Source organism: Clostridium sp. YIM B02569, from assembly GCF_022320765.1.
Classification (GTDB): domain Bacteria; phylum Bacillota; class Clostridia; order Clostridiales; family Clostridiaceae; genus Clostridium; species Clostridium beijerinckii.
Genome location: NZ_JAKJJX010000017.1, coordinates 106,414 through 126,251, shown reverse-complemented (window position 1 = coordinate 126,251; position 19,838 = coordinate 106,414). Strand labels below are relative to the sequence as shown.

Genomic DNA, 19,838 nt, shown 5'->3' with positions numbered 1-19,838 from the left:
AAATTTACCATATACTTGAAGCTTTTAGACCAATGCCTGAATCTAGTACTACTTTATTTCTAATATATCTTTTATAACCTCTCCACCAATTATCATTCCTGCAACCGGAGGAACGAATGATATACTTCCCGGTATTTGTCTTTTAATAGCGCACTTCTTAGTACCACCAGTACAAACACATCCTGTTTTACATGTGACAACATCATCATAGTTAGGTTTTATCGGAACCTCTTCTGAATATACTACCTTTAATTTTTCTATTCCTCTTTTACGTAACTCAGATCTCATAACCTTAGCCAAAGGACAGATTTTTGTCTTAAATATATCTGTAACTTTAAATTGTGTAGGATCTAATTTATTACCAGTTCCCATAGAACTCATTATTCTTATGCCCTTTTTATAACAATATTCTACTAAACCTAATTTAGCTGACACTGTATCTATTGCATCAACTACATAATCTACATCATCAGGAATTATAGACTCTATATTTTCTTGTGTAACAAAAATTTGATGTGTTATAACATTGCATGTTCTATTTATAGATAATATTCTTTCTTTCATCACTTCTACTTTAGGTTGACTTATTGTCTTATAGGTAGCATGCACTTGTCTATTTAAATTTGTTAAGCAAACAGTATCATCATCAACTATGATTAACTCACCTACTCCTGCTCTTGCAAGAGCCTCTATAGTGTAGCTTCCAACTCCACCTACTCCAAAAACAATAACTTTACTATGTTTTAATTTATCTAATCCATCTTTACCTATCAAAAGTTCAGTTCTTGATAAAGAATGTTGTGCTGTCATAAATTTTCTCTCCTTATTATCTTATACTTTTAATTGATATTATAACACAAAAACAATCGAAAATTGGCAGTATAATTATTATATATTATAGCCTTAATAATGATTATTTACATATATATGTTAATTAATACCAAAGCCTTTCTTTTACCCTCACATGGAGTGCACAAATAATTTTACAAATTTATCTATTAAATTGTCAAACTAATGATTATAATATATATTAAGTATCATATATGTTTAACCAAAATATTTATTTTACTATAATTTATTGAATTTAGTATAGATATGATGAAATTTACTGCTTTCGTTCATATTAAGAACTTGTTCATTTTTAGTTTCTATATATTACTCAATAAATTTACATAATAATTAAATATATACATAGGTTATATCATATTTATTAATTAATTATTTTAGGAGGCTCACTTTATATATGATTATTGGAATAATTGCTGCTATGGCAGAAGAATTAGAACTATTACTAAATGATTTAACTATTGAAGAAAAAAAAGATAAGGCTAATATGACTTTCCACAAAGGAAAATTATATGGAAAAGATGTTGTAGCTGTAGTTTGCGGTATCGGTAAAGTTAATTCAGCTATTTGCACTCAAATATTAGCATCTGAATACAAAGTAGATAAAATTATTAATGTAGGAGTTGCTGGTGGAATAGGAAAAGAAATTTATCCTGGTGATATTGTTGTTGCTGAAAATTTAGTTCAACATGACATGGATACTACAGCTTTCGGAGATAAGGTTGGGCAGATTCCAAGACTCGATACATTTGACTTTAAATGTGATAAAGAAATGGTTTCTATAGCTAAGAATGCATGCGAGAAAATTGCAGAATTAAATAGTTTTACAGGAAGAATCGCTTCTGGTGACCAATTCATAGCAAATATAGAAAAAATTCATTGGCTTGATCAGGAGTTTGGAGCAATATCTTGTGAAATGGAAGGCGCTAGTATAGCTCAAGTTTGCTATCTAAACTCAATTCCTTTTGTAGTTATAAGATCTATTTCTGATAACGCAAATAATGGTGCTCATATGGATTATGAGAAATTTGTACCAATCGCAGTTAAAAATTCTACTAGAATAATAAAACAAATGTTAGAAATGATGTAGTAAAAATAATATCTTATATAGGGAAAGCCGTCTTTTATAAGTGTCTAAATATATTTATACACACTTATAAAAGACGGCTTTCTTTATATCAATGTCTTCCTATTTAAAATACTATTCTACAGTAAACATCTTTAATTCCTCTTGCAATTTATATGATATTTGCTGCAAATTGCCAGCATATTCTGTTAATTCTGCCATTGTTGCATTTACTTCCTGAGCTGATGCTGTAACCTCTTCAGATATTGATGCTGATTCCTCTGAAACCGCTGCTATATTTTCAATTTGTGTCTTAACTTCCTCTTTATTTAAATTCATTTTTTCATTTAATACCTTAATATTTTCTATTGCTCCTGTTAAAGGAATTATAGAATCAACTATTTTATTAAATATACTTTCTGTTTCCTTTATTGCTTGTCCTTGTTTCTGTGACATTTCTCTACTTTCTTTCATAGCTATTTTAGTAGAATCGCTCTTACTATTTATTTCTGAAACAATTGCTTTTATTTCATCTGTAGATTTTTTTGATTCTTCTGCTAGTTTTCTGATTTCTTCTGCAACCACCGCAAAGCCTTTTCCTGCTTCTCCAGCTCTTGCAGCTTCTATACTTGCATTTAAAGCTAAAAGATTAGTTTGTTCAGTTATTCCTGCTATTACATCCGATATATAATTTATCTTATTTATACTTTCTCCCATTTCATGAACCATGCCACCAGACTTAATTGCATTTTCTTTAGACTTTTCAGCTTTAAATATCAAGTCATTAAGTATAGATAATCCTTGAGTACCTAATTTCTCAGCTTCACTAGCTAACTCATTAATATGATTAGTCTCTCCATCAACTTCATCTATTCTATTCGATAATTCTTCAGTACTCGTTGCAACCGCTGTTGCTGATTGCGCTTGATTTGTAGCTCCATTTGCAACTTCTTGTATTGCATTTGAAACTTCTGATACTGATGCAGTTGTTTCCTCAGACATACTAGATATATTTCCTGATGCCTCTAATAAATCAGATGATGTATTTTGAATTCCTTTCAATAACTTCGAGACATTCTCTACCATAAAATTAAAGTTATCTCCAAGCTCAGCGAATTCATCTTTAGCCGTTACAATTATTCTTTTACTGAAGTCTCCTTCGGCTACTGTACTAAACGCTTCTTTTAATTTATGTATTTCTTTCACAATATACGACGCTGAAATCATTGCTATAATTATTCCTATAATTACACATAATAAATTAGCAGTAATAACTGTTACCTTCATTGTTAAAACATTATTTGTTACTTCTTTGCCATCAATTATACCTACCATTTTCCACCCTGTTAAGGCATCTGTTTCTTGACAGGCATAAAATGCTTTCCCATTATTTTCCCAATTATATACTCCTCTTTCTTCATTTTTAGCTGATTCCCAAAATGGTAATTTACTAATATTATCATCTATCTCTTTATTATTATTGTTATTTGCTACAACATCTCCATCGTTATCAACTAGTACTATGAATCCCGTATTCAGTAGTTTTATGTTACTAATATATTCTTGCATAGAATCTAAAGACATATCTATTACTATTACCCCGGTGATTTGTCCACTATTATCTTTAACAGCTTGAGCAACTGTCATTACTTGCTTTCCTGTTACGCTATCTTTATATGGTTTTATGTATACAACCTTTCCATCAGCTTCCTTAGCTTTCTTATACCATTCCCTTTCTTTATAATTGAAATCATTAATATTCATCGTTCCACTATCTAATACAAGCTCTCCATATTCAGTTGCATATCCTGCATTAATAATTCCATTTATTGAATCCTTGGTATCTTTAAACATACCTTGTACATATTTAGATATTAGTGCATGATCTACTTGCGGATTTGATAAATCTTTGATATCGGCATTTTTCGATATTACTCTCAATTGAGTATTCAAAATTTCTAGATATTGCGAAAAACCTTTATCAACTTCTTTAATAGTTTGAACACTTGTAGTCTTCAAATTATTCTCCAAAACAACATCAGACTTAAAAATTGCTACTAATCCAACAGTTACAGTTGGGAGTAGAAGCATAATGATAATTCCAATCACTATCTTTCTAAACAGCTTACTATTCCTATTCATTTCATTAACACTCCTATAAACTTTATCTTTCTCTAGAATTAACTACATTAATATACATAATACTACAAATAGTAAATATAAACACAACTTATCTGTAATAATATAACTTAATAGGCTAAATATAATATTTTCATGATAACATTGTATTTTACTATATTCAAGTAGTCGAAAATAAGCTAATTGAATATCCTTGATTTTAATATTCACTTTTACTTGCAAAGATAAATGTTAAGCTAATTTAATATTTAATCCAGCCTAATTATTTTATTATCATAAATAATTAGGCTGGATTACAAAGATCTTTAATTTTTTATCAATAAAAATAGAGTCATCTTATACCGGGAACCCAATCTAAGATAACTCTATTTTTACTATATAATATTAATTCCTATTTCCAAGAGATATTTGCATCTCTTCTTGGAACAGTTCTAACATATTTCACATTAGGATATCCAACAACCATACATGTTACAATTTCTTCTTTACCTTTTAAACCAAGTAAGTCTCTTATTTCATCATTTCCCTGTGCTGCCATTGTAAAGAATCCACTAAAAAATGTTCCAAGGCCTAAAGCATTAGTCATAAGCTCCATATTAGATGACGCTAAAGAAGCATTTACAGTCGAGTCTGAAACTGCAAGAATTAACGCAGGTGCATTAAAAAATAATTTATCATTCTTCTTAGAATCCTCTTTATAGTCATTATACATTTTAATCCACATTTGTGCATATCTCTTGAAAGGTAAAGTTTGTGGATTTAGATTTTTAAGTATTTCTTCCCCTCTAGTTTTTAAGTTTTTTAAAGCCAATTCCTTCAATAATTCAATATTATCTTCCACAACTACATATGAAACATTTTGACTATTAGTTCCAGTTTGAGTGAATCTACCAGCCTCAATAATTTTTAATATCTTTTCTTTTTCTACTTCTTTATCTTTAAATTGTCTTGTAGTTCTCCTAAATTTAATAAAATTAAGAAGTTTCTCCGATTCTATCTTAAACTCAGACTCATTATAATCTTTTACATCTTCCATATTATATTCATCTGTAGATACTGCTCCTTTAGGGCAAACTGCAATACAGTGTCCACACTTCATACATCTAACATTTTTAATTTCTGCCTTGTTCCCATTTATTTCAATATCATTAGGAAAACAATCTTTAACACAAAGTCCACATCCCACACACTTTTCTTTATCTACAATCATCATAGTATAATTACTCCTTTTATATTAAATTTATCTATTATTATTTTTAAGTATTCACAATATATTTATATAAATTTGCCTGCCTATTTCATCTTAGACATATTACAATTGACTAATTCATTAACTAAATTCTCAATTGCTTTTTCTCTATCCTCTTTTTTATAGAAATCAAATCCCATTTCATTCTTTATATTTTCTGCCTTTAAAAATATGTAATTTAAATATCCTGCAATTAAGTAGTTCTTAACCCAAAATTTATGCGTGTCATCTCCATAAAGTTCCCTAAGGCACTTATTGTATTCCTCTTCTGACCCTAGTAAATGTGCTGTCATCTGATTATTCTCTAAGTCATCTAAAATCGCAATTTTAGAAATTTCAGAATTATCTGCAATAAAGTTTGCAACTTCTTTTAATATGAAGGTGAGTCTATAAATTGATGATTCATTACTCTTTGATTTCATTTTCTCACTTAAAGATCTCGTTGCACAACTCATAACCTTTTTTACTGCTACACGAATTAAATTATCTTTACTCTGAAAATGATAGTTTACCATTCCATTGCCAAGTCCTGCCTTCTCAGTAATATCTTTTACGGTAATTTCACTAGGCTTTTTGCCTTCACATATCATATGTATAGTAACATCTATCAACTTTTCTTTAGCATCATTTTCTCCCATGTTTTCACCTCCTATTATTATAGGCTCTGCATATTGAACACCATACTGTATAACATACAGTATACTATTCAATAACTATTTGTCAAGCTAATGAACTTTGATAAATAAAAATCACCGCAAAAATGCAGTGATTTTTTTATTGATATTCATAAGTTCTCAAGAGTTAATTTTAAGACTTTAACTTTGAAATTAACATATTTACTTTCATCACATAAATCTTCTTGATAGAGATACTACAAAGCTCGATGTAAAAAACACTCCCAAGAATGACTCTAAACTAACAGCCATCTTCATCCAGTTTAGCGGGATTATATCACCATATCCAACGGTTGTAAATGTTATTATTGTAAAATATAATGTATTACCAAACTTACTAATTAAAAAATTAGCATCAAAATTCGAATTCTTAAGCATTTCAAATACTGTTATGAATAGATTTTTTGAATTCAATTGAACATCCTTACACATCAGCAAATTAGGAAAGAAACAGTATAGTAGAAAAAATGAAACAATCACTACTACCATAGACAATAATGTTCTCTCCCAACTTGTATAGTACTTTGTAGTTATGCCAATTAAATAATACAGCAAATTAAAATTACCTTTATTTTTACTTTTTCTCTCTAATCTCTCATACTTCTTAAAATAATAAAGCGTTTCAAGGTATTGATCTATCCTTCCACTAGATTTATATATATCTGATACGATCAAAAAGTTCCATTTTGTTTTCTTAAAGTCATTGTCAAAAATTAGAGGCTTGTACTTTTTGTTTTCCAATAGTTCATATTCCAGATAACATTTATCTGAGAAATTAGTTTTATACAGACTAAACTTACCTTTAATATCATCAAAATTAATTTCTGATTTTTTATAAAAAGAACACTGCAAAAAACTTAATTCCCCATTTATATCTAACTCCAACTTGCTTAATCCTTCAAATCTACAATCAACAAAGCATAATTCCTTTTCTCCTTTAATTTTGTCAAGGATAAAATCATTCAGTATGTTAACTTCTTGAAAAAGCAAATTTTCTTTAAATATAGATGCATTTCCATAGAACTTTCCAACCTCAGAATTCTCCACTATTATGATTTCTTTAACCACAGTTTCACTTATTCTTAACTTATCACAGTTTATGAACCTTATAAACATGTTATTTCTTATTATGCAATTATTGATTTTTATTCTTTTATAATCTCCCCCTAATAATTCTATATCCTCAACAAATTCACAATTATTAAGTATCAGTCGTAAATGACTATCCATTTTGAGATTAGAATAGCTATCAAATCTAAATTTCTTTAAAAATATAGTATTATAAAATTCTCCTAAAATATTATTACATTCAAATGTCACTAATAAGCCACTTCTATTTTCCGTATGACCTTTATGGTCATCAAGATATTCCAATAACTCTTGCTCTGTAGAAATGACCCTATATTCCAATATAACTCCATCTTTATCAATCAATATAAAATCATCTGTTTCTTTAATATCTTTTCCTAGCTCTAATTCATCGAAGCCTTTAGTTACTATTTCTTTATTCATTATCTACCTCATCCTAAAGTATATATAACTTTTATTTTATTATATATTATTTACCACCCAGCTTCCATAATAATGCGAATTGATAAAAATTAATATATCACTTAATTTTTATTTTTGAATATATTAATAAAGATATAAAGAATATATTCAGGAGTAGAAAATGCTATCAAAACAAGAGTTTATTAACCAATCTTTAGAATTAAACTTATTCTTTCTAAGAATTATGCGAGAACATTCGATATTTATTGAAGCAGCCCTACCACCAAAGAACAAAGATCTTATAAGTCAAGCTGATGCCTTTAAAAATGAATTTACAACGTTACTCTCTCGTGCCATATTACTATCAGATGGAGTTATCCCTTTCGAAACATTAGATTCCAATGAAATAATCACAAAATATACAATGGATGCCGAAAAGGCTACTCAATTTGCTACTGGAATCTTTATAGACTCTAATATAACTTCTATAGAAAAGTCATTAATATCTGGCATGAGAAATAGTGATACATCTATGTTGACCGATAATGTATATATGCTTAACCACCAGTCTATAGCTGCAACTAATATGATTATTAAATTTAAAACAAAACTTAGAAATGATGTTCTATCTTGTAAGGTATTTACGACTTTATACCCTGCAGTTCTAAACCATGTGCTTAGTGAAGCAATAATATTTACAGAACTTCTAACACGATTGCAAAGTGGTGTCGGAATTGGTACTAAGAGAGATATACTAATACTTGAAAACTTTTGGGATGATAAGTTAGCAGAACATTCATTTACTATTAGAGGAATGCTAGATCCTACCGAAGTAGAATTATTCAATATAGCTAATAATTTCGGAAAAGAATTCGAGGCATTGAGAGATGAGGCTTCTGATATGGATAAATCCGCAGAAGATTTGTCCGAACTTACCGAGACTACCTTAAGTGCAGCCACTAATCTCAGAAATTTCAAAGCCCAGAGTACTGAAGGCCTTTTAACTTGCAAAATAAAATCAATAATTCTACCACTCTTTGCTGATCATGTTCTTAGAGAATCAAATCACTATATAAACTTATTAAAATCCTTCAGCAACATTTAAATTCATTTAATTTTAAGTAATTTATAACTCAAAATAGACAAGACAGTTAAATTAATTCCGTCTAAATATATCTCTCGATTGATCAGTAGAACATATCTTTATCAATTAAATATAAAAGTGGCATAAGTATTAAATATTTATGCTATTGTTCACACATTATAAACAAAGTTATCAACAGAATCTGTTGATAACTTTGTTTATAATGTGGATCTTTTTATTATTAATAATTTTTTTTCATTATAGTTTTTATTCTATAATCAAATTAGTCTTGATTTTTTTTTCAAATATACTTATAATTAGTTGTTGTAGCAATTATTTGTAAAACAATTATATTTACAACAACTTTATTTACTGGAGGTAATTATATGTTTGAATCCTATGATCAAGATATTGGAATGTTAACAAATAAAGTTTCTAAAAAATTAACATCTTATCTAAATAATAAGTTAGAAAAATTTAATATTACAACCGAGCAATGGACAGTACTATTAAAACTCTCTAAACAAAATAAAATAAGTCAGAAACTTTTAGCTGAAGTTTCAGGCAAAGACCAATCCACTTTAGCTAGAATACTTGATATACTTGAAAGAAAGGCTTTTATTGAAAGACATCCAAGCAAAGAGGATAGACGTTCTTTTGAAATCCATATAACAGATAGTGGTTTAAATCTTGTTGGAGAGGTTTCTCCTTTTTTAGAAGATTTATTTAATAAATTACTTAAAGACATATCTCTTGAAAAACTGGAAGTATATAATGCAGTTCTTTTAAAAATTGATAAAAATATAAATAGCTTATAATACAAAAGGAGGAATCAATATGGAAATAAAAAATCATTTTAATACATCAAAACTTTGGACCAAAAATTATATATTTATGCTACTTTCAAATTTATTTATATACTTAGCTTTTTATATGTTAACTCCAACTCTTCCTGCATATGCCAAGCTATGTGGCGGTAATAATTTAGAAGCTAGTCTAGTTGTAAGTACATTTTCAATAACTTCTTTACTTGTTAGATTATTCATAGGCAATATTATGGATAGGATCGAAATCAAACCTCTACTGCTTTTAGGCGCTCTAATACTTGCTGTAAGCACACTATCATATATCTGGCTTCCAATAGATTCAATAATATTAGTCCGCGTTATTCAAGGTATAGGTTGGGGACTTGCTTCTACTGGTGCTGCTGCAATTTTTTCTAATATTGTGCCAAAAGAGAAACGCGGTGAGGGCATGGGCTACTATTCTCTTTCAATGATAATATCCATGGCATTATCCCCTATGATTGCAATATTAATAATGAATTTATACAGTTTTAAAAATATTGTTCTTATTTCAATAACTTTAGTAGGCATTGGTATTATATTTCTCAGTCAAGTTAAATCAACTATAAAAATCTCTTCAACATCTAATACGATTTCCAAATGCTCATTAAAAGATTCCTTTGAAAAAAAAGCGGCCTTGCCTTCTTTATTATGCTTTTTTCTTGTAATCACATTATGTGGAATTATGAGTTATATAATGTTATACGGGCAGGAGCTAAAAATATCCTCTATTTGGATTTATTTTATTGGATTTGTTGCAATGATTTTAATAACACGGCCTCTTGTTGGAAAAATATTTGATGAAAAAGGACATGCTGTAGTAATATTACCCGGCTCAATTTGCTTAATAATAGGTCTTATAACTCTCTCCTATGCAAACTCTATTTTAATGCTTATACTCTCCTCCTTATTCTACGGACTTGGGTATGGTGCCGTTCAGCCTTCTCTTCAGGCTTGGGCTGTAAACCGATCTCCTTCTAATAGGCAAGGAGCTGCCAACGGAACTTTCTTATCTTCCATGGATTTATCCTACACACTTGGATCAATTCTTCTAAGTTTCATTGCTGAGCATAAAAGTTATGCAATTATGTATAGATTTTCTGCTATTTTTATAATTTTGCTTTTATTAATATACTCCTATTATGTTTTTATAGATAATTCTGAAGAACCAGAAATTATAGAAGAGAAACTTTCTTAAATTAAAGGGTTGTTGCATTAGTGGAATTCCACTTTGCTAACATCCTTCAGTTCCTTTATCAATTCTAATTTTCTATCTATTAAATTCTGAATCCTTTTATCTTATTTAAGGCCTGTATAAATTTATCCACAAAACATTCCTTTTTACTTTAGATATATCCACATTAATCACAGTTTTTTTATAATAAGTTTTGCAGAAAACTAAACAGAAAAAGGGACATAGGAAAAGGAATAAGATTATTTTAACGTGACACCTATATAAATATACTAGGCTGAAACCTTGATGTTTCCTATAAATATTTACATATGTTTATATTTTTCTATTTAAATATTTACATTTTTAAATAGTTTTCTATAAACGTAGATTCCTTTTTAAATATATTTATTTTTCATTAAATACAAACTGAACACAACTTTATTTTTAAGGAAAAAAGAGCATAAATTCGAATTAAGAAAACCGACCCGAAGGCTGTGTTCTACTCGCTTTTATGCTCTATCTTTTATTCTATTTTGAGTTCTCTTTTTTACTGCTCCGCCACGTAGTCAATCTTTTTTATTTCTTGGGCGATCTTTTTTGGACGAGGAGAACTATTTTAATTCATGAATAAATAATCCACTTCTTAATTTAGGCTCAAACCATGTTGATTTTGGTGGCATTACCTCTCCAATATCAGCAACATCCATAATGTCATGAACCTCTGTTGGATACATAGAAAAAGCAATCTTCATATCTGAATTAACTCTTTTTTCAAGCTCTTTGATTCCTCTGATACCGCCTATAAAGTCAATTCTATCTGATGTTCTGACATCTTCAATTCCTAAGATCGGTGTTAGTACATTACTTTGAAGAATTGCAACATCAAGTTGCGCTATAGGATTATTTTCATCAAACGTCCCATCTTTTGCCTCTAATAAATACCATTCTCCTTCAACATCCATCCCAAATGTATGCTTCTTAGCAGGCTTTACAGGCACATTATTTTCAGATTTAGTTACAATAAAGTTTTCCTCTAACTTCGTAATCAATTCTTCTTTAGTCATTCCATTTAAATCTTTAACAACTCTGTTATAATCCATAACCATTAGATCATTATCAGGGAATGCAACCGCTAAGAAATAGTTAAACTCTTCCTCACCAGTATAATTTGGATTTTCGGCTCTTCTCTTAAGCCCAACTTTTACAGCGGAAGCCGATCTATGATGACCATCTGCAATATATAAATAATCTATTTCCTTAAATAGGTCAACTATTTCGTCTATAATAATTTCATTATCTACAACCCATACAATGTGCGTTATACCATCTTCGGCTACGAAATTATATATAGGTTTTCTTTTACTTTCATTCTGAATCCAAGCATCTATTATTTCTGATGCAATTTGATCTTCCTTGTATGTTAAGAAAATTGGCCCAGTATTTGCATCACAATAATCAACATGATTAATTCTATCCTGTTCCTTATCCGCCCTTGTAAACTCGTGTTTTTTAATTATATTATTCATATAATCATCTATAGATGCACAGAATACAATTCCTGTTTGAGATCTTCCATTCATTATTTGCCTATATATGTATAAACAAGGTTCCTCATCTTGAATAAATTCTCCATCTCTTATCATTCTATCAAGATTCTCTTTAGCCTTTGCATATACTTTAGGATCATGTACATCTATTTCTGGATCTAAATCTATTTCTGGTCTATCAACGTGGAGAAATGAGTGTGGATTTCCAACCACCATTTCTCTTGCTTCATCACTACTCATTACATCATATGGTAAAGCTGCTATTTTTGAAGCTAATTCCTTAACTGGTCTAATTCCTCTAAAAGCTTTAACTATCGCCATCAAAAATTCCTCCTAAATTATAGATTAAAGAATTCCTTTATTACTGAAACTACTTCTTCACCTATTCTTGTTTGAGCTTCTTTAGTTGCAGCTCCAATGTGTGGGGTAGCACTAACTTTTGGATGGTTAATTAATTCTTCATTCTTAGTTGGCTCCTCTTCAAATACATCAATACCAGCTCCAGCAATTTCACCTTTATTAAGTGCTTCTATTAATGCTGCTTCATCAACAACCTTACCTCTAGCACAATTAATAAGATATGCTGTATTCTTCATTAATTCCAATTCTTTTTTTCCTATTAGTGAACCAGCCGCTTTATCATAAGGTACATGAAGTGAAATAAAATCTGAAACCTTTAATACTTCTTCTAAAGATACAAAATCATAATCTAAATCATCATGTCTTCCTTCAATTGTATAATATACAACCTTCATACCCAAAGCAGTTGCCTTTTTAGCTAAAGATTGACCTATTCTTCCCATTCCAACGATTCCAAGTGTTTTACCCGCAATTTCAGTTCCTTCATATTTCTTTTTATTCCATTCACCATTTCTCATAGTGTAGTTAGATATCGCAATAAATCTTGCAAGTGCAAACATATGACCAATTGCAAGTTCTGCAACTGAATCCGAGCTTGCTGATGGAGTATTTCTTACTGTTACTCCTTTTCCCTCTGCAGCAGGAATATCTATGTTATCTATTCCAACACCAGCTCTAATAGCCAATTTTAAATTTCCGCCTGCTTCTGCTTCAAATACATCAGCTGTAAGCTTAGTAGCTGATCTAATAACAACTGCATCAAATTCCTTTAATTTCGCCCCCAATATATCTTGGTTAAAGTGTTCATTGACAACTTCTACTCCCAATCCATTCAATGCCTCAATTGACGCATTTTCTAATCCGTCGTTTGTTAATACTTTGATCATGTTTAAAATCCCCCTTAATTTAAATACGCTTATTGCTAATATTTCTAATAAAATTTATAAGCTTCAAACAATAACTAATTGTTATATCATAGTTATTAACTACTAATATTATTAGTCAGATAAATTATCCGCCTTTTCATAATAGCTAACATAAATTCACACAATTAATTATAATTCCACTACTAAAGTACCATAAACAATATCCAATTTCCATATCCTATTAAACTTATCTGAATTGTAGAGCTAAAAAAATTGCATAGACTTAAATTCCTTATATTTCTATATAATTCTAAGCTTCTGCACCATATAAATTACTCTATAATAAACTTTAAATTTTATCCTTGGACTTGGAATATTTATTTCACTTCTTAAATCCTATCTTTTTTATTTTACTACTTATTTGGCTTTAATTCAATACTTTATGGGCCAAATTATGATTTTAATATTGATGCTTTTATACTGTTAAATCTATGTAAATATGTCTTAAAAATTGCTTAATATAAATCTTAAAGTATATATTTTCAAAATCCTAGTAATCGAGTACTTATACTTAATTCAGCTGGAAACGTAAAAATCGCTTGCAGCAGAATATATTAAATAGTTTTCTTTATAGTGACATGCTCCACTTTTGAGATTGCGTATTTCTATTATTTTTAAGAGCTATCTTCGGATTTAATTTAATTATATCTTCCTAAAAAATAAAAGAACCACTTTAAAACATAAGCATATTTTAAAGTAGCTCTTTCAATTTATTTAACTAAAGTTTATTATTTTTTACCTTCTACATAAGCATTTTTAAAGTAGATAGTGTTCATTACAGATACTCTAGCGCCTTTAACATAATCTTTTATACCTATTGTTCTAGTGTAATAGTATAAAGGAATAACTGGCATATCATTCATTAACATATCTTCTGCTTGATGCATTATATCAAATCTCTTTTGTGGATCTAATTCTTTCTTTGCAGCATCAATTAAGGCATCATATGATGGATTGTTATATCCGCAATTATTTTGATCTGATGTTGATTGGAACATATCTAAGAAAGTCATAGGATCGACATAATCAGCATTCCAACCATCTCTTGCAAGCTCAAATTGCTTTTGAACTCTTGTTGTTAAGAATACTTTCCATTCTTGGCTTTGAAGTTCAGCATTCACGCCTATCTTTTTCCACATATCTTGAATTGCTTGCATTGTATCACCGTGACCGGACTCTGGGTTATAAAGTAGTTGAAGTGTTGGTAATCCTTGACCATCTGGATATCCAGCTTCAGCTAATAATTTTTTAGCTTCTTCTACATTTCCCTTTGGATCAAAATAAGTAGTTTTTTCTGTATAGTCTTTTCCATCTGGACCTATAATTCCTTTTCCTACAATACCATGAGCAGGAATTTGGCCAGCCTTAGTAACATTATCAACAATTGATTGTCTATCAATTGCAAGATTTAAAGCCTTTCTTACCTTTGGATCACTTAAAACCTTAGCAGCATTTGGATCTACAGCTTTTGCCTTATCTGAAACATTTATTGATAAGAAATATGTTGCTAAATTAGGGAATGACTTAGCACTTCCATCTTTTAAAGCACCTTGTACATCAGATTTTGGAACTGTATCAACTACATCAAATTGACCTGATTTATAACTTGCCCATGCTGATGTTTCTTCTGCAACAAATTTTAGGTTTAACTTATCAAGTTTAACTTTATCTTTATCATAGTAATTTTCGTTCTTTTCTAAAACTACTGAGTCTTTTATTGTATAATTTGTGATTTTGAATGGACCATTAGAAACTAATGTCTTTGCATCATTTGCCCAATCTTTATTACTTTCAACAACCTTTTGATCTACTGGGAAGTAGTATGATTGTGCTGTTAACTCTAAGAAATATGGACATGGAGCTTCTAAAGTAACAACTAGTGTATTATCATCAGTTGCCTTTACCCCAACAGCATCCGCATTTCCTTTTCCTTTGTTATAAGCTTCTCCACCTTTAAGATAGTATAATGCATAAGCGTATTCTGAAGCAGTTTCAGGATTTAATAATCTCTTCCACTCATATTCATAATCGCTTGCTTTAACTGGATCTCCATTTGACCATTTAAGATCCTTTTTTAAATGGAAAGTATATGTTAGTTTATCATCAGACACATCCCATTTTTCGGCTTGACCTGGAATCGCCTTTTCATTCTCGTCTAATTCAGCTAAACCTGAAAAAGCATTTGCTAATACAGTAGTTCCAGTAGTGTCCGTACACAATGCTGGATCTAAAGTTCTTGGATCTGCTCCTAAATTATAAGTTATTTCTTGTTTACTTGCAGCTGCTTTATCTCCACCTTTATTTGAACCACAACCAACTAAGATTGACATTCCAAGTGTTGCTGCTAAAGCTACTGCACAAAGTTGTTTTACTTTGCTTGTTTTCATTTATATTCCCCCTTAATTTATTATTTATTATTTATATCTGTTTAAATCATTTTTCCCAAAATTCTTTAACAGTATGCTAAATATCTAATTTTTTTTTTATTTCTTAATCATTATTAAATTTTAACTAATCACTTTTCTTGATAAACATTAGTTATCGTACAAGTGGCATGCCACGAAATGACCTGGTTTTACTTCCTTTAACTCTGGATCAACTTCTGAGCAAATTGGCTTTGCATATTTACATCTACCTTTAAATCTACATCCTGGCGGTGGATCTATTGGCGATGGAATATCTCCTTCAAGTACTATTCTTTTGCTATTCTTAGCCACATCTGGATCCGGTATTGGTACTGCTGAAAGCAATGCTTGTGTATATGGATGTAATCCTTCAGAGTAAACTTTATTACTTTCTCCCTTTTCAACCATTCTTCCAAGATACATAACTCCAATATGAGTTGATATATGCTTAACCATTGAAAGATCATGCGCTATGAATAGATAAGTTAACCCGAGTTCCTCTTGAAGCTCTTCAAGCATATTTATAACTTGAGCTTGAATAGAAACATCCAGCGCTGATATAGGTTCATCACAAACTATTAGTGATGGTTCAACAGCTAATGCCCTTGCAATACCAATTCTTTGTCTTTGCCCACCTGAAAATTCATGTGGATATCTATTTATATGATCACTAGCAAGCCCAACTTTTGATAATAAACTTCTTATTCTTTCTGTTCTTGCTTCACCTGTTAGCAATTTATGAATATCTATAGCTTCTCCAATTATGTCCCCAACAGTCATTCTTGGATTTAAAGATGCATATGGATCTTGAAATATCATCTGCATTTCTTTTCTTAACGGAACCATTTCTTTTACTGAATTCTTTGTTATATCTTTTCCATTAAATATTATTTGTCCTGATGTTGGCTCATAAAGCTTCAGTATTGTTCTTCCTGTAGTTGTCTTACCACAACCAGATTCACCTACAAGTCCTAAAGTCTCTCCCTTTTTAATTGTAAATGAAACTCTATCTACAGCTTTAACATAGCTATTGCCTTTAAATAAGCCCTTTTTTGCAGGGAAGTATTTACATAAGTCTTTAACTTCTAAAATTATATCTTTATTAGCTTCCACTACTTTATCCTCCTTATAGGTGATTCAACTTCCGGTGCATCCTCATGGCATAACCAACATGCTGCTTGATGTTTTGCTCCTACTTCAAATAATGGAGGCTGCTTTTGAATACATATCTTCATTGCATAGTCACATCTAGCTGCAAACGGACATCCAACTGGTGGATTTAATAAATCTGGTGGTTGCCCTTCAATTGGAATAAGCTTTTCCTTTATATCTTCCTTAGGATTTGGCACACTTCTTAGAAGTCCCCATGTATACGGATGTTTCCCTCTATAAAATATGTCTTCTGTTGTTCCAGTCTCTACTATTACCCCGCCATACATTACATTTATCCTTGAACAAACATCTGCAACAACTCCTAAGTCATGAGTTATTAATATAATTGCAGTATTAAGTTTTTCTCTTAAATCTTTCATTAAATCTAAAATTTGAGCTTGAATAGTAACATCTAATGCTGTTGTTGGTTCATCTGCAATAATAAGCTTTGGCTCACAAATTAAACTCATAGCAATCATTGCTCTCTGTCTCATACCACCTGAAAATTCATGAGGGTATTGTTTCATTCTCTTTTCAGGACTTGGAATTCCAACTAATCCAAGCATCTTTATAGCTTCCTTTTTTGCTTCTGCTCTACTAATTTTTCTATGTTTTAAAAGAGGCTCCATTAATTGCTCACCTATTGTATATACTGGATTTAATGATGTCATAGGATCCTGAAAAATCATTCCTATATCATTACCTCTTATAGTTTCCATTTCAGATTCTCTAATATTAGAGATATCTTTTCCATTAAAATGTATTTCTCCACCAACAATTTTTCCATTGTCAGCTAGAAGTCTCATGATAGACATCATAGTAACACTTTTACCACAACCTGATTCCCCAACTATTCCTAATGCCTCTCCTTTTTCTAAGTAGAAGGATACTCCTCTTACTGAGTGTACTTCACCAGCACTAGTTTTAAAGGAAGTTTGTAGGTCTTTTACATCCAATAATCTTTCCATATACTCTTTCTTCCTCCTATCTCTTGTTCTTAGGATCTAATGCTTGGCTCAATCCATCACCAAAAAGGTTAAACGCTAATATAATTATACAAATCATCGCTGCTGGAAATATTAATTGATACGGATATGTATAAATACCAACCATTGCTTCATTTGCTAAAGTTCCAAGAGATGCTCTTGGAGCAGCTATTCCAAGACCGATAAAACTCAAAAATGCTTCAGTAAATACTGCTTCAGGAATTAATAGTGTTAATGTAACCATTATTGACCCTATACAGTTAGGTATTAAATGCCTTATTAATATTCTTGCATTTGATGCACCTAATGATTTTGCTGCAAGAACAAATTCTTGTTGCTTTAATTGAAGTATATCTCCTCTAACTATTCTAGCCATTCCAATCCAATACGATATAGAAAGTGCTATTACTATTGTAAGAAGCCCACTTCCGCCTGAACCTGGCTTGTTTAAAATAGCCATAAATATTATTACATATATAGTTAACGGAATTGCATATATGATATCAACTATTCTCATTAATATAGCATCTACTTTTCCACCAAAGAAACCAGCTATTCCACCATAAAATACTCCTATTACTAAATTAATAACTGCCGCTAAAACCGCAATAAGAAGTGAATATCTTGCTCCATAAAAGTTTCTAACGAACAAATCTCTTCCAAGATTGTCTGTTCCAAACCAATGCTCTGCCGAAGGTTTCAAATATGTTGATGATAAATCATTTGCTGCATAATTGTATTTAGATAACCATGGAACAAATATAGCTCCAAGGATTACAGCTACTATTACAACAAGTGATATTATAGCAAACTTATCTTTTTTCAATCTCATCCAAGCATCTTTCCAATAACTAATACTTGGTCTTACTGATACCTCAATTTTCTTTTCTTCTTCGCTTAGAGGAGTAAATAAATCCTTTTTAACTTTTAATCCATTTTCCATCTTCTCTTCCTCCCTAAACTTCTGCATCTTGTAGTTTTATTCTTGGATCAATTAATACGTATATTACATCTACAAAGAAAGCAAAAAATACTAACATTGTTCCATAGAATATAGTTACTCCAAGCAGCATACTGTAATCTCTATTTGTAACTGACTGTACGAATTCATTTCCAAGCCCTGGAATCGCAAAAATCTTTTCTGTTACAAAACTTCCTGTTAATATGCTTGCTATTAATGGTCCAATATATGTAACTATTGGTATCAAAGAATTTCTCAATGCATGTTTGAATATAATTGTAGTTTTGCTTAAGCCTTTTGCTTTCGCAGTTCTTATATAATCAGCTTTCAATACATCTATTAATTTACTTCTTGTAAGTCTTGTGATAAATGATAATGGTGCTGCTGCTAGTGCCATACATGGCATTACATAATTCTCCCATTCTCCAAATCCAGTCGCTGGTAATAACCCTAACTGAACTGCTAGTACATATATTAAAACCGCACCTATTACAAAACTTGGTATAGTTATGCATAATGTAGAAATGAACACTATTAATTTATCCGGCCATTTTCCATTTTTAAGAGCTGCAAGCACTCCAAGAATTATACCTGTTATCACGGCCATTCCTACTGCTACGCCTCCAATTTTTGCAGATGCTGGAAAAGATTTAGCTATAGTATCTGTAACGCTTCTTCCCTTAAAAGTCATTGATTCGCCAAAATCTCCTTGAACTAAATTCTTCATGTACATCCCATATTGCTCTAATACTGGCTTATCCATTCCATATTTAGCTTCCATATTTGCCTTAATTTGTGGCGTTAACTTTTCACCATCAAATGGTCCCCCCGGCATAAGTCTCATTAGAAAAAATACTATTGTGATTATAGCCCATATCGTTACAAGGCTTATAAGAAATCTTTTTCCAATATATTTTAACATGTATTTCTCTC

General features: G+C 30.5%; 16 protein-coding genes. 4 read left to right on the top strand and 12 right to left on the bottom strand.

The annotated features are described in order from the left end of the window. Nucleotides 1-48 precede the first annotated feature (48 nt). Nucleotides 49-810, bottom strand: a complete 762-nt coding sequence (locus L3B96_RS16395) for a tRNA threonylcarbamoyladenosine dehydratase (protein WP_017212254.1) — start codon at nucleotides 808-810, stop codon at nucleotides 49-51. Nucleotides 811-1,243: 433 nt separating this feature from the next. On the opposite strand from L3B96_RS16395, the gene L3B96_RS16390 reads away from it, so the two are divergent. After that, nucleotides 1,244-1,936: a 5'-methylthioadenosine/adenosylhomocysteine nucleosidase gene (locus tag L3B96_RS16390; RefSeq protein WP_017212255.1), complete on the top strand. Its 693-nt coding sequence runs from the start codon at nucleotides 1,244-1,246 to the stop codon at nucleotides 1,934-1,936. A gap of 111 nt (nucleotides 1,937-2,047) precedes the next feature. On the opposite strand, the gene L3B96_RS16385 is transcribed toward L3B96_RS16390, so the two are convergent. The 4 genes from L3B96_RS16385 to L3B96_RS16370 form a co-directional block, all read right to left on the bottom strand. Continuing rightward, a complete protein-coding gene (locus tag L3B96_RS16385) occupies nucleotides 2,048-4,054 on the bottom strand; it encodes a methyl-accepting chemotaxis protein (RefSeq protein ID WP_238948088.1) in 2,007 nt (668 codons plus the stop codon). 388 nt (nucleotides 4,055-4,442) lie between these two features. Then, nucleotides 4,443-5,264, bottom strand: coding sequence for a nitroreductase family protein (locus L3B96_RS16380; RefSeq protein WP_077869675.1), 822 nt, complete (start codon nucleotides 5,262-5,264; stop codon nucleotides 4,443-4,445). A gap of 80 nt (nucleotides 5,265-5,344) precedes the next feature. Further along, nucleotides 5,345-5,938 carry a TetR/AcrR family transcriptional regulator gene (locus tag L3B96_RS16375; protein WP_238948087.1) on the bottom strand — a complete coding sequence of 198 codons (594 nt, stop codon included), beginning with the start codon at nucleotides 5,936-5,938 and terminating at the stop codon, nucleotides 5,345-5,347. A gap of 207 nt (nucleotides 5,939-6,145) precedes the next feature. Next, complete coding sequence (locus tag L3B96_RS16370; RefSeq protein WP_238948086.1) at nucleotides 6,146-7,486, bottom strand: potassium channel family protein; 1,341 nt, start codon at nucleotides 7,484-7,486, stop codon at nucleotides 6,146-6,148. Between the two features lie 160 nt (nucleotides 7,487-7,646). On the opposite strand from L3B96_RS16370, the gene L3B96_RS16365 reads away from it, so the two are divergent. From L3B96_RS16365 to L3B96_RS16355, 3 genes are all read left to right on the top strand, one after another. Then, nucleotides 7,647-8,570: a DUF2935 domain-containing protein gene (locus L3B96_RS16365; RefSeq protein ID WP_238948085.1), complete on the top strand. Its 924-nt coding sequence runs from the start codon at nucleotides 7,647-7,649 to the stop codon at nucleotides 8,568-8,570. A gap of 365 nt (nucleotides 8,571-8,935) precedes the next feature. After that, nucleotides 8,936-9,367, top strand: a complete 432-nt coding sequence (locus L3B96_RS16360; protein WP_238900068.1) for a MarR family transcriptional regulator — start codon at nucleotides 8,936-8,938, stop codon at nucleotides 9,365-9,367. A 19-nt stretch (nucleotides 9,368-9,386) separates the two neighbouring features. Then, nucleotides 9,387-10,592, top strand: coding sequence for an MFS transporter (locus L3B96_RS16355; protein ID WP_238948084.1), 1,206 nt, complete (start codon nucleotides 9,387-9,389; stop codon nucleotides 10,590-10,592). A 587-nt stretch (nucleotides 10,593-11,179) separates the two neighbouring features. Here L3B96_RS16355 and L3B96_RS16350 read toward each other — a convergent pair. From L3B96_RS16350 to L3B96_RS16320, 7 genes are all read right to left on the bottom strand, one after another. Continuing rightward, entirely contained in the window at nucleotides 11,180-12,436 is a 1,257-nt protein-coding gene (locus tag L3B96_RS16350) for a DUF1015 family protein (protein ID WP_077869676.1), read from the bottom strand. A gap of 17 nt (nucleotides 12,437-12,453) precedes the next feature. Continuing rightward, a complete protein-coding gene (locus tag L3B96_RS16345; RefSeq protein WP_238948083.1) occupies nucleotides 12,454-13,362 on the bottom strand; it encodes a D-2-hydroxyacid dehydrogenase in 909 nt (302 codons plus the stop codon). 767 nt (nucleotides 13,363-14,129) lie between these two features. Further along, nucleotides 14,130-15,788: a peptide ABC transporter substrate-binding protein gene (locus L3B96_RS16340; protein ID WP_017212263.1), complete on the bottom strand. Its 1,659-nt coding sequence runs from the start codon at nucleotides 15,786-15,788 to the stop codon at nucleotides 14,130-14,132. Between the two features lie 147 nt (nucleotides 15,789-15,935). Further along, complete coding sequence (locus L3B96_RS16335; protein ID WP_012061079.1) at nucleotides 15,936-16,919, bottom strand: dipeptide ABC transporter ATP-binding protein; 984 nt, start codon at nucleotides 16,917-16,919, stop codon at nucleotides 15,936-15,938. Then, nucleotides 16,919-17,926 (bottom strand): ABC transporter ATP-binding protein, encoded by a 1,008-nt coding sequence (locus tag L3B96_RS16330; protein ID WP_023974889.1) that lies wholly within the window; start codon nucleotides 17,924-17,926, stop codon nucleotides 16,919-16,921. The genes L3B96_RS16335 and L3B96_RS16330 overlap by 1 nt, the downstream gene beginning before the upstream one ends. Before the next feature lie 16 nt (nucleotides 17,927-17,942). After that, on the bottom strand, nucleotides 17,943-18,887 hold the full coding sequence (locus L3B96_RS16325; RefSeq protein ID WP_012061081.1) for an ABC transporter permease: 945 nt from the start codon (nucleotides 18,885-18,887) through the stop codon (nucleotides 17,943-17,945). A gap of 13 nt (nucleotides 18,888-18,900) precedes the next feature. Further along, complete coding sequence (locus L3B96_RS16320; RefSeq protein ID WP_023974890.1) at nucleotides 18,901-19,827, bottom strand: ABC transporter permease; 927 nt, start codon at nucleotides 19,825-19,827, stop codon at nucleotides 18,901-18,903. Nucleotides 19,828-19,838 lie beyond the last annotated feature (11 nt).

What these genes read in the sequence shown, in the direction of transcription:
- L3B96_RS16355 (WP_238948084.1), top strand. Translation starts at nt 9,387, where the DNA reads ATGGAAATAAAAAATCATTTTAATACATCAAAACTTTGGACCAAAAAT.
- L3B96_RS16345 (WP_238948083.1), bottom strand. Translation starts at nt 13,362, where the DNA reads ATGATCAAAGTATTAACAAACGACGGATTAGAAAATGCGTCAATTGAG.
- L3B96_RS16380 (WP_077869675.1), bottom strand. Translation starts at nt 5,264, where the DNA reads ATGATGATTGTAGATAAAGAAAAGTGTGTGGGATGTGGACTTTGTGTT.
- L3B96_RS16375 (WP_238948087.1), bottom strand. Translation starts at nt 5,938, where the DNA reads ATGGGAGAAAATGATGCTAAAGAAAAGTTGATAGATGTTACTATACAT.
- L3B96_RS16340 (WP_017212263.1), bottom strand. Translation starts at nt 15,788, where the DNA reads ATGAAAACAAGCAAAGTAAAACAACTTTGTGCAGTAGCTTTAGCAGCA.
- L3B96_RS16370 (WP_238948086.1), bottom strand. Translation starts at nt 7,486, where the DNA reads ATGAATAAAGAAATAGTAACTAAAGGCTTCGATGAATTAGAGCTAGGA.
- L3B96_RS16365 (WP_238948085.1), top strand. Translation starts at nt 7,647, where the DNA reads ATGCTATCAAAACAAGAGTTTATTAACCAATCTTTAGAATTAAACTTA.
- L3B96_RS16330 (WP_023974889.1), bottom strand. Translation starts at nt 17,926, where the DNA reads ATGGAAAGATTATTGGATGTAAAAGACCTACAAACTTCCTTTAAAACT.
- L3B96_RS16395 (WP_017212254.1), bottom strand. Translation starts at nt 810, where the DNA reads ATGACAGCACAACATTCTTTATCAAGAACTGAACTTTTGATAGGTAAA.
- L3B96_RS16360 (WP_238900068.1), top strand. Translation starts at nt 8,936, where the DNA reads ATGTTTGAATCCTATGATCAAGATATTGGAATGTTAACAAATAAAGTT.
- L3B96_RS16350 (WP_077869676.1), bottom strand. Translation starts at nt 12,436, where the DNA reads ATGGCGATAGTTAAAGCTTTTAGAGGAATTAGACCAGTTAAGGAATTA.
- L3B96_RS16390 (WP_017212255.1), top strand. Translation starts at nt 1,244, where the DNA reads ATGATTATTGGAATAATTGCTGCTATGGCAGAAGAATTAGAACTATTA.
- L3B96_RS16385 (WP_238948088.1), bottom strand. Translation starts at nt 4,054, where the DNA reads ATGAATAGGAATAGTAAGCTGTTTAGAAAGATAGTGATTGGAATTATC.
- L3B96_RS16320 (WP_023974890.1), bottom strand. Translation starts at nt 19,827, where the DNA reads ATGTTAAAATATATTGGAAAAAGATTTCTTATAAGCCTTGTAACGATA.
- L3B96_RS16325 (WP_012061081.1), bottom strand. Translation starts at nt 18,887, where the DNA reads ATGGAAAATGGATTAAAAGTTAAAAAGGATTTATTTACTCCTCTAAGC.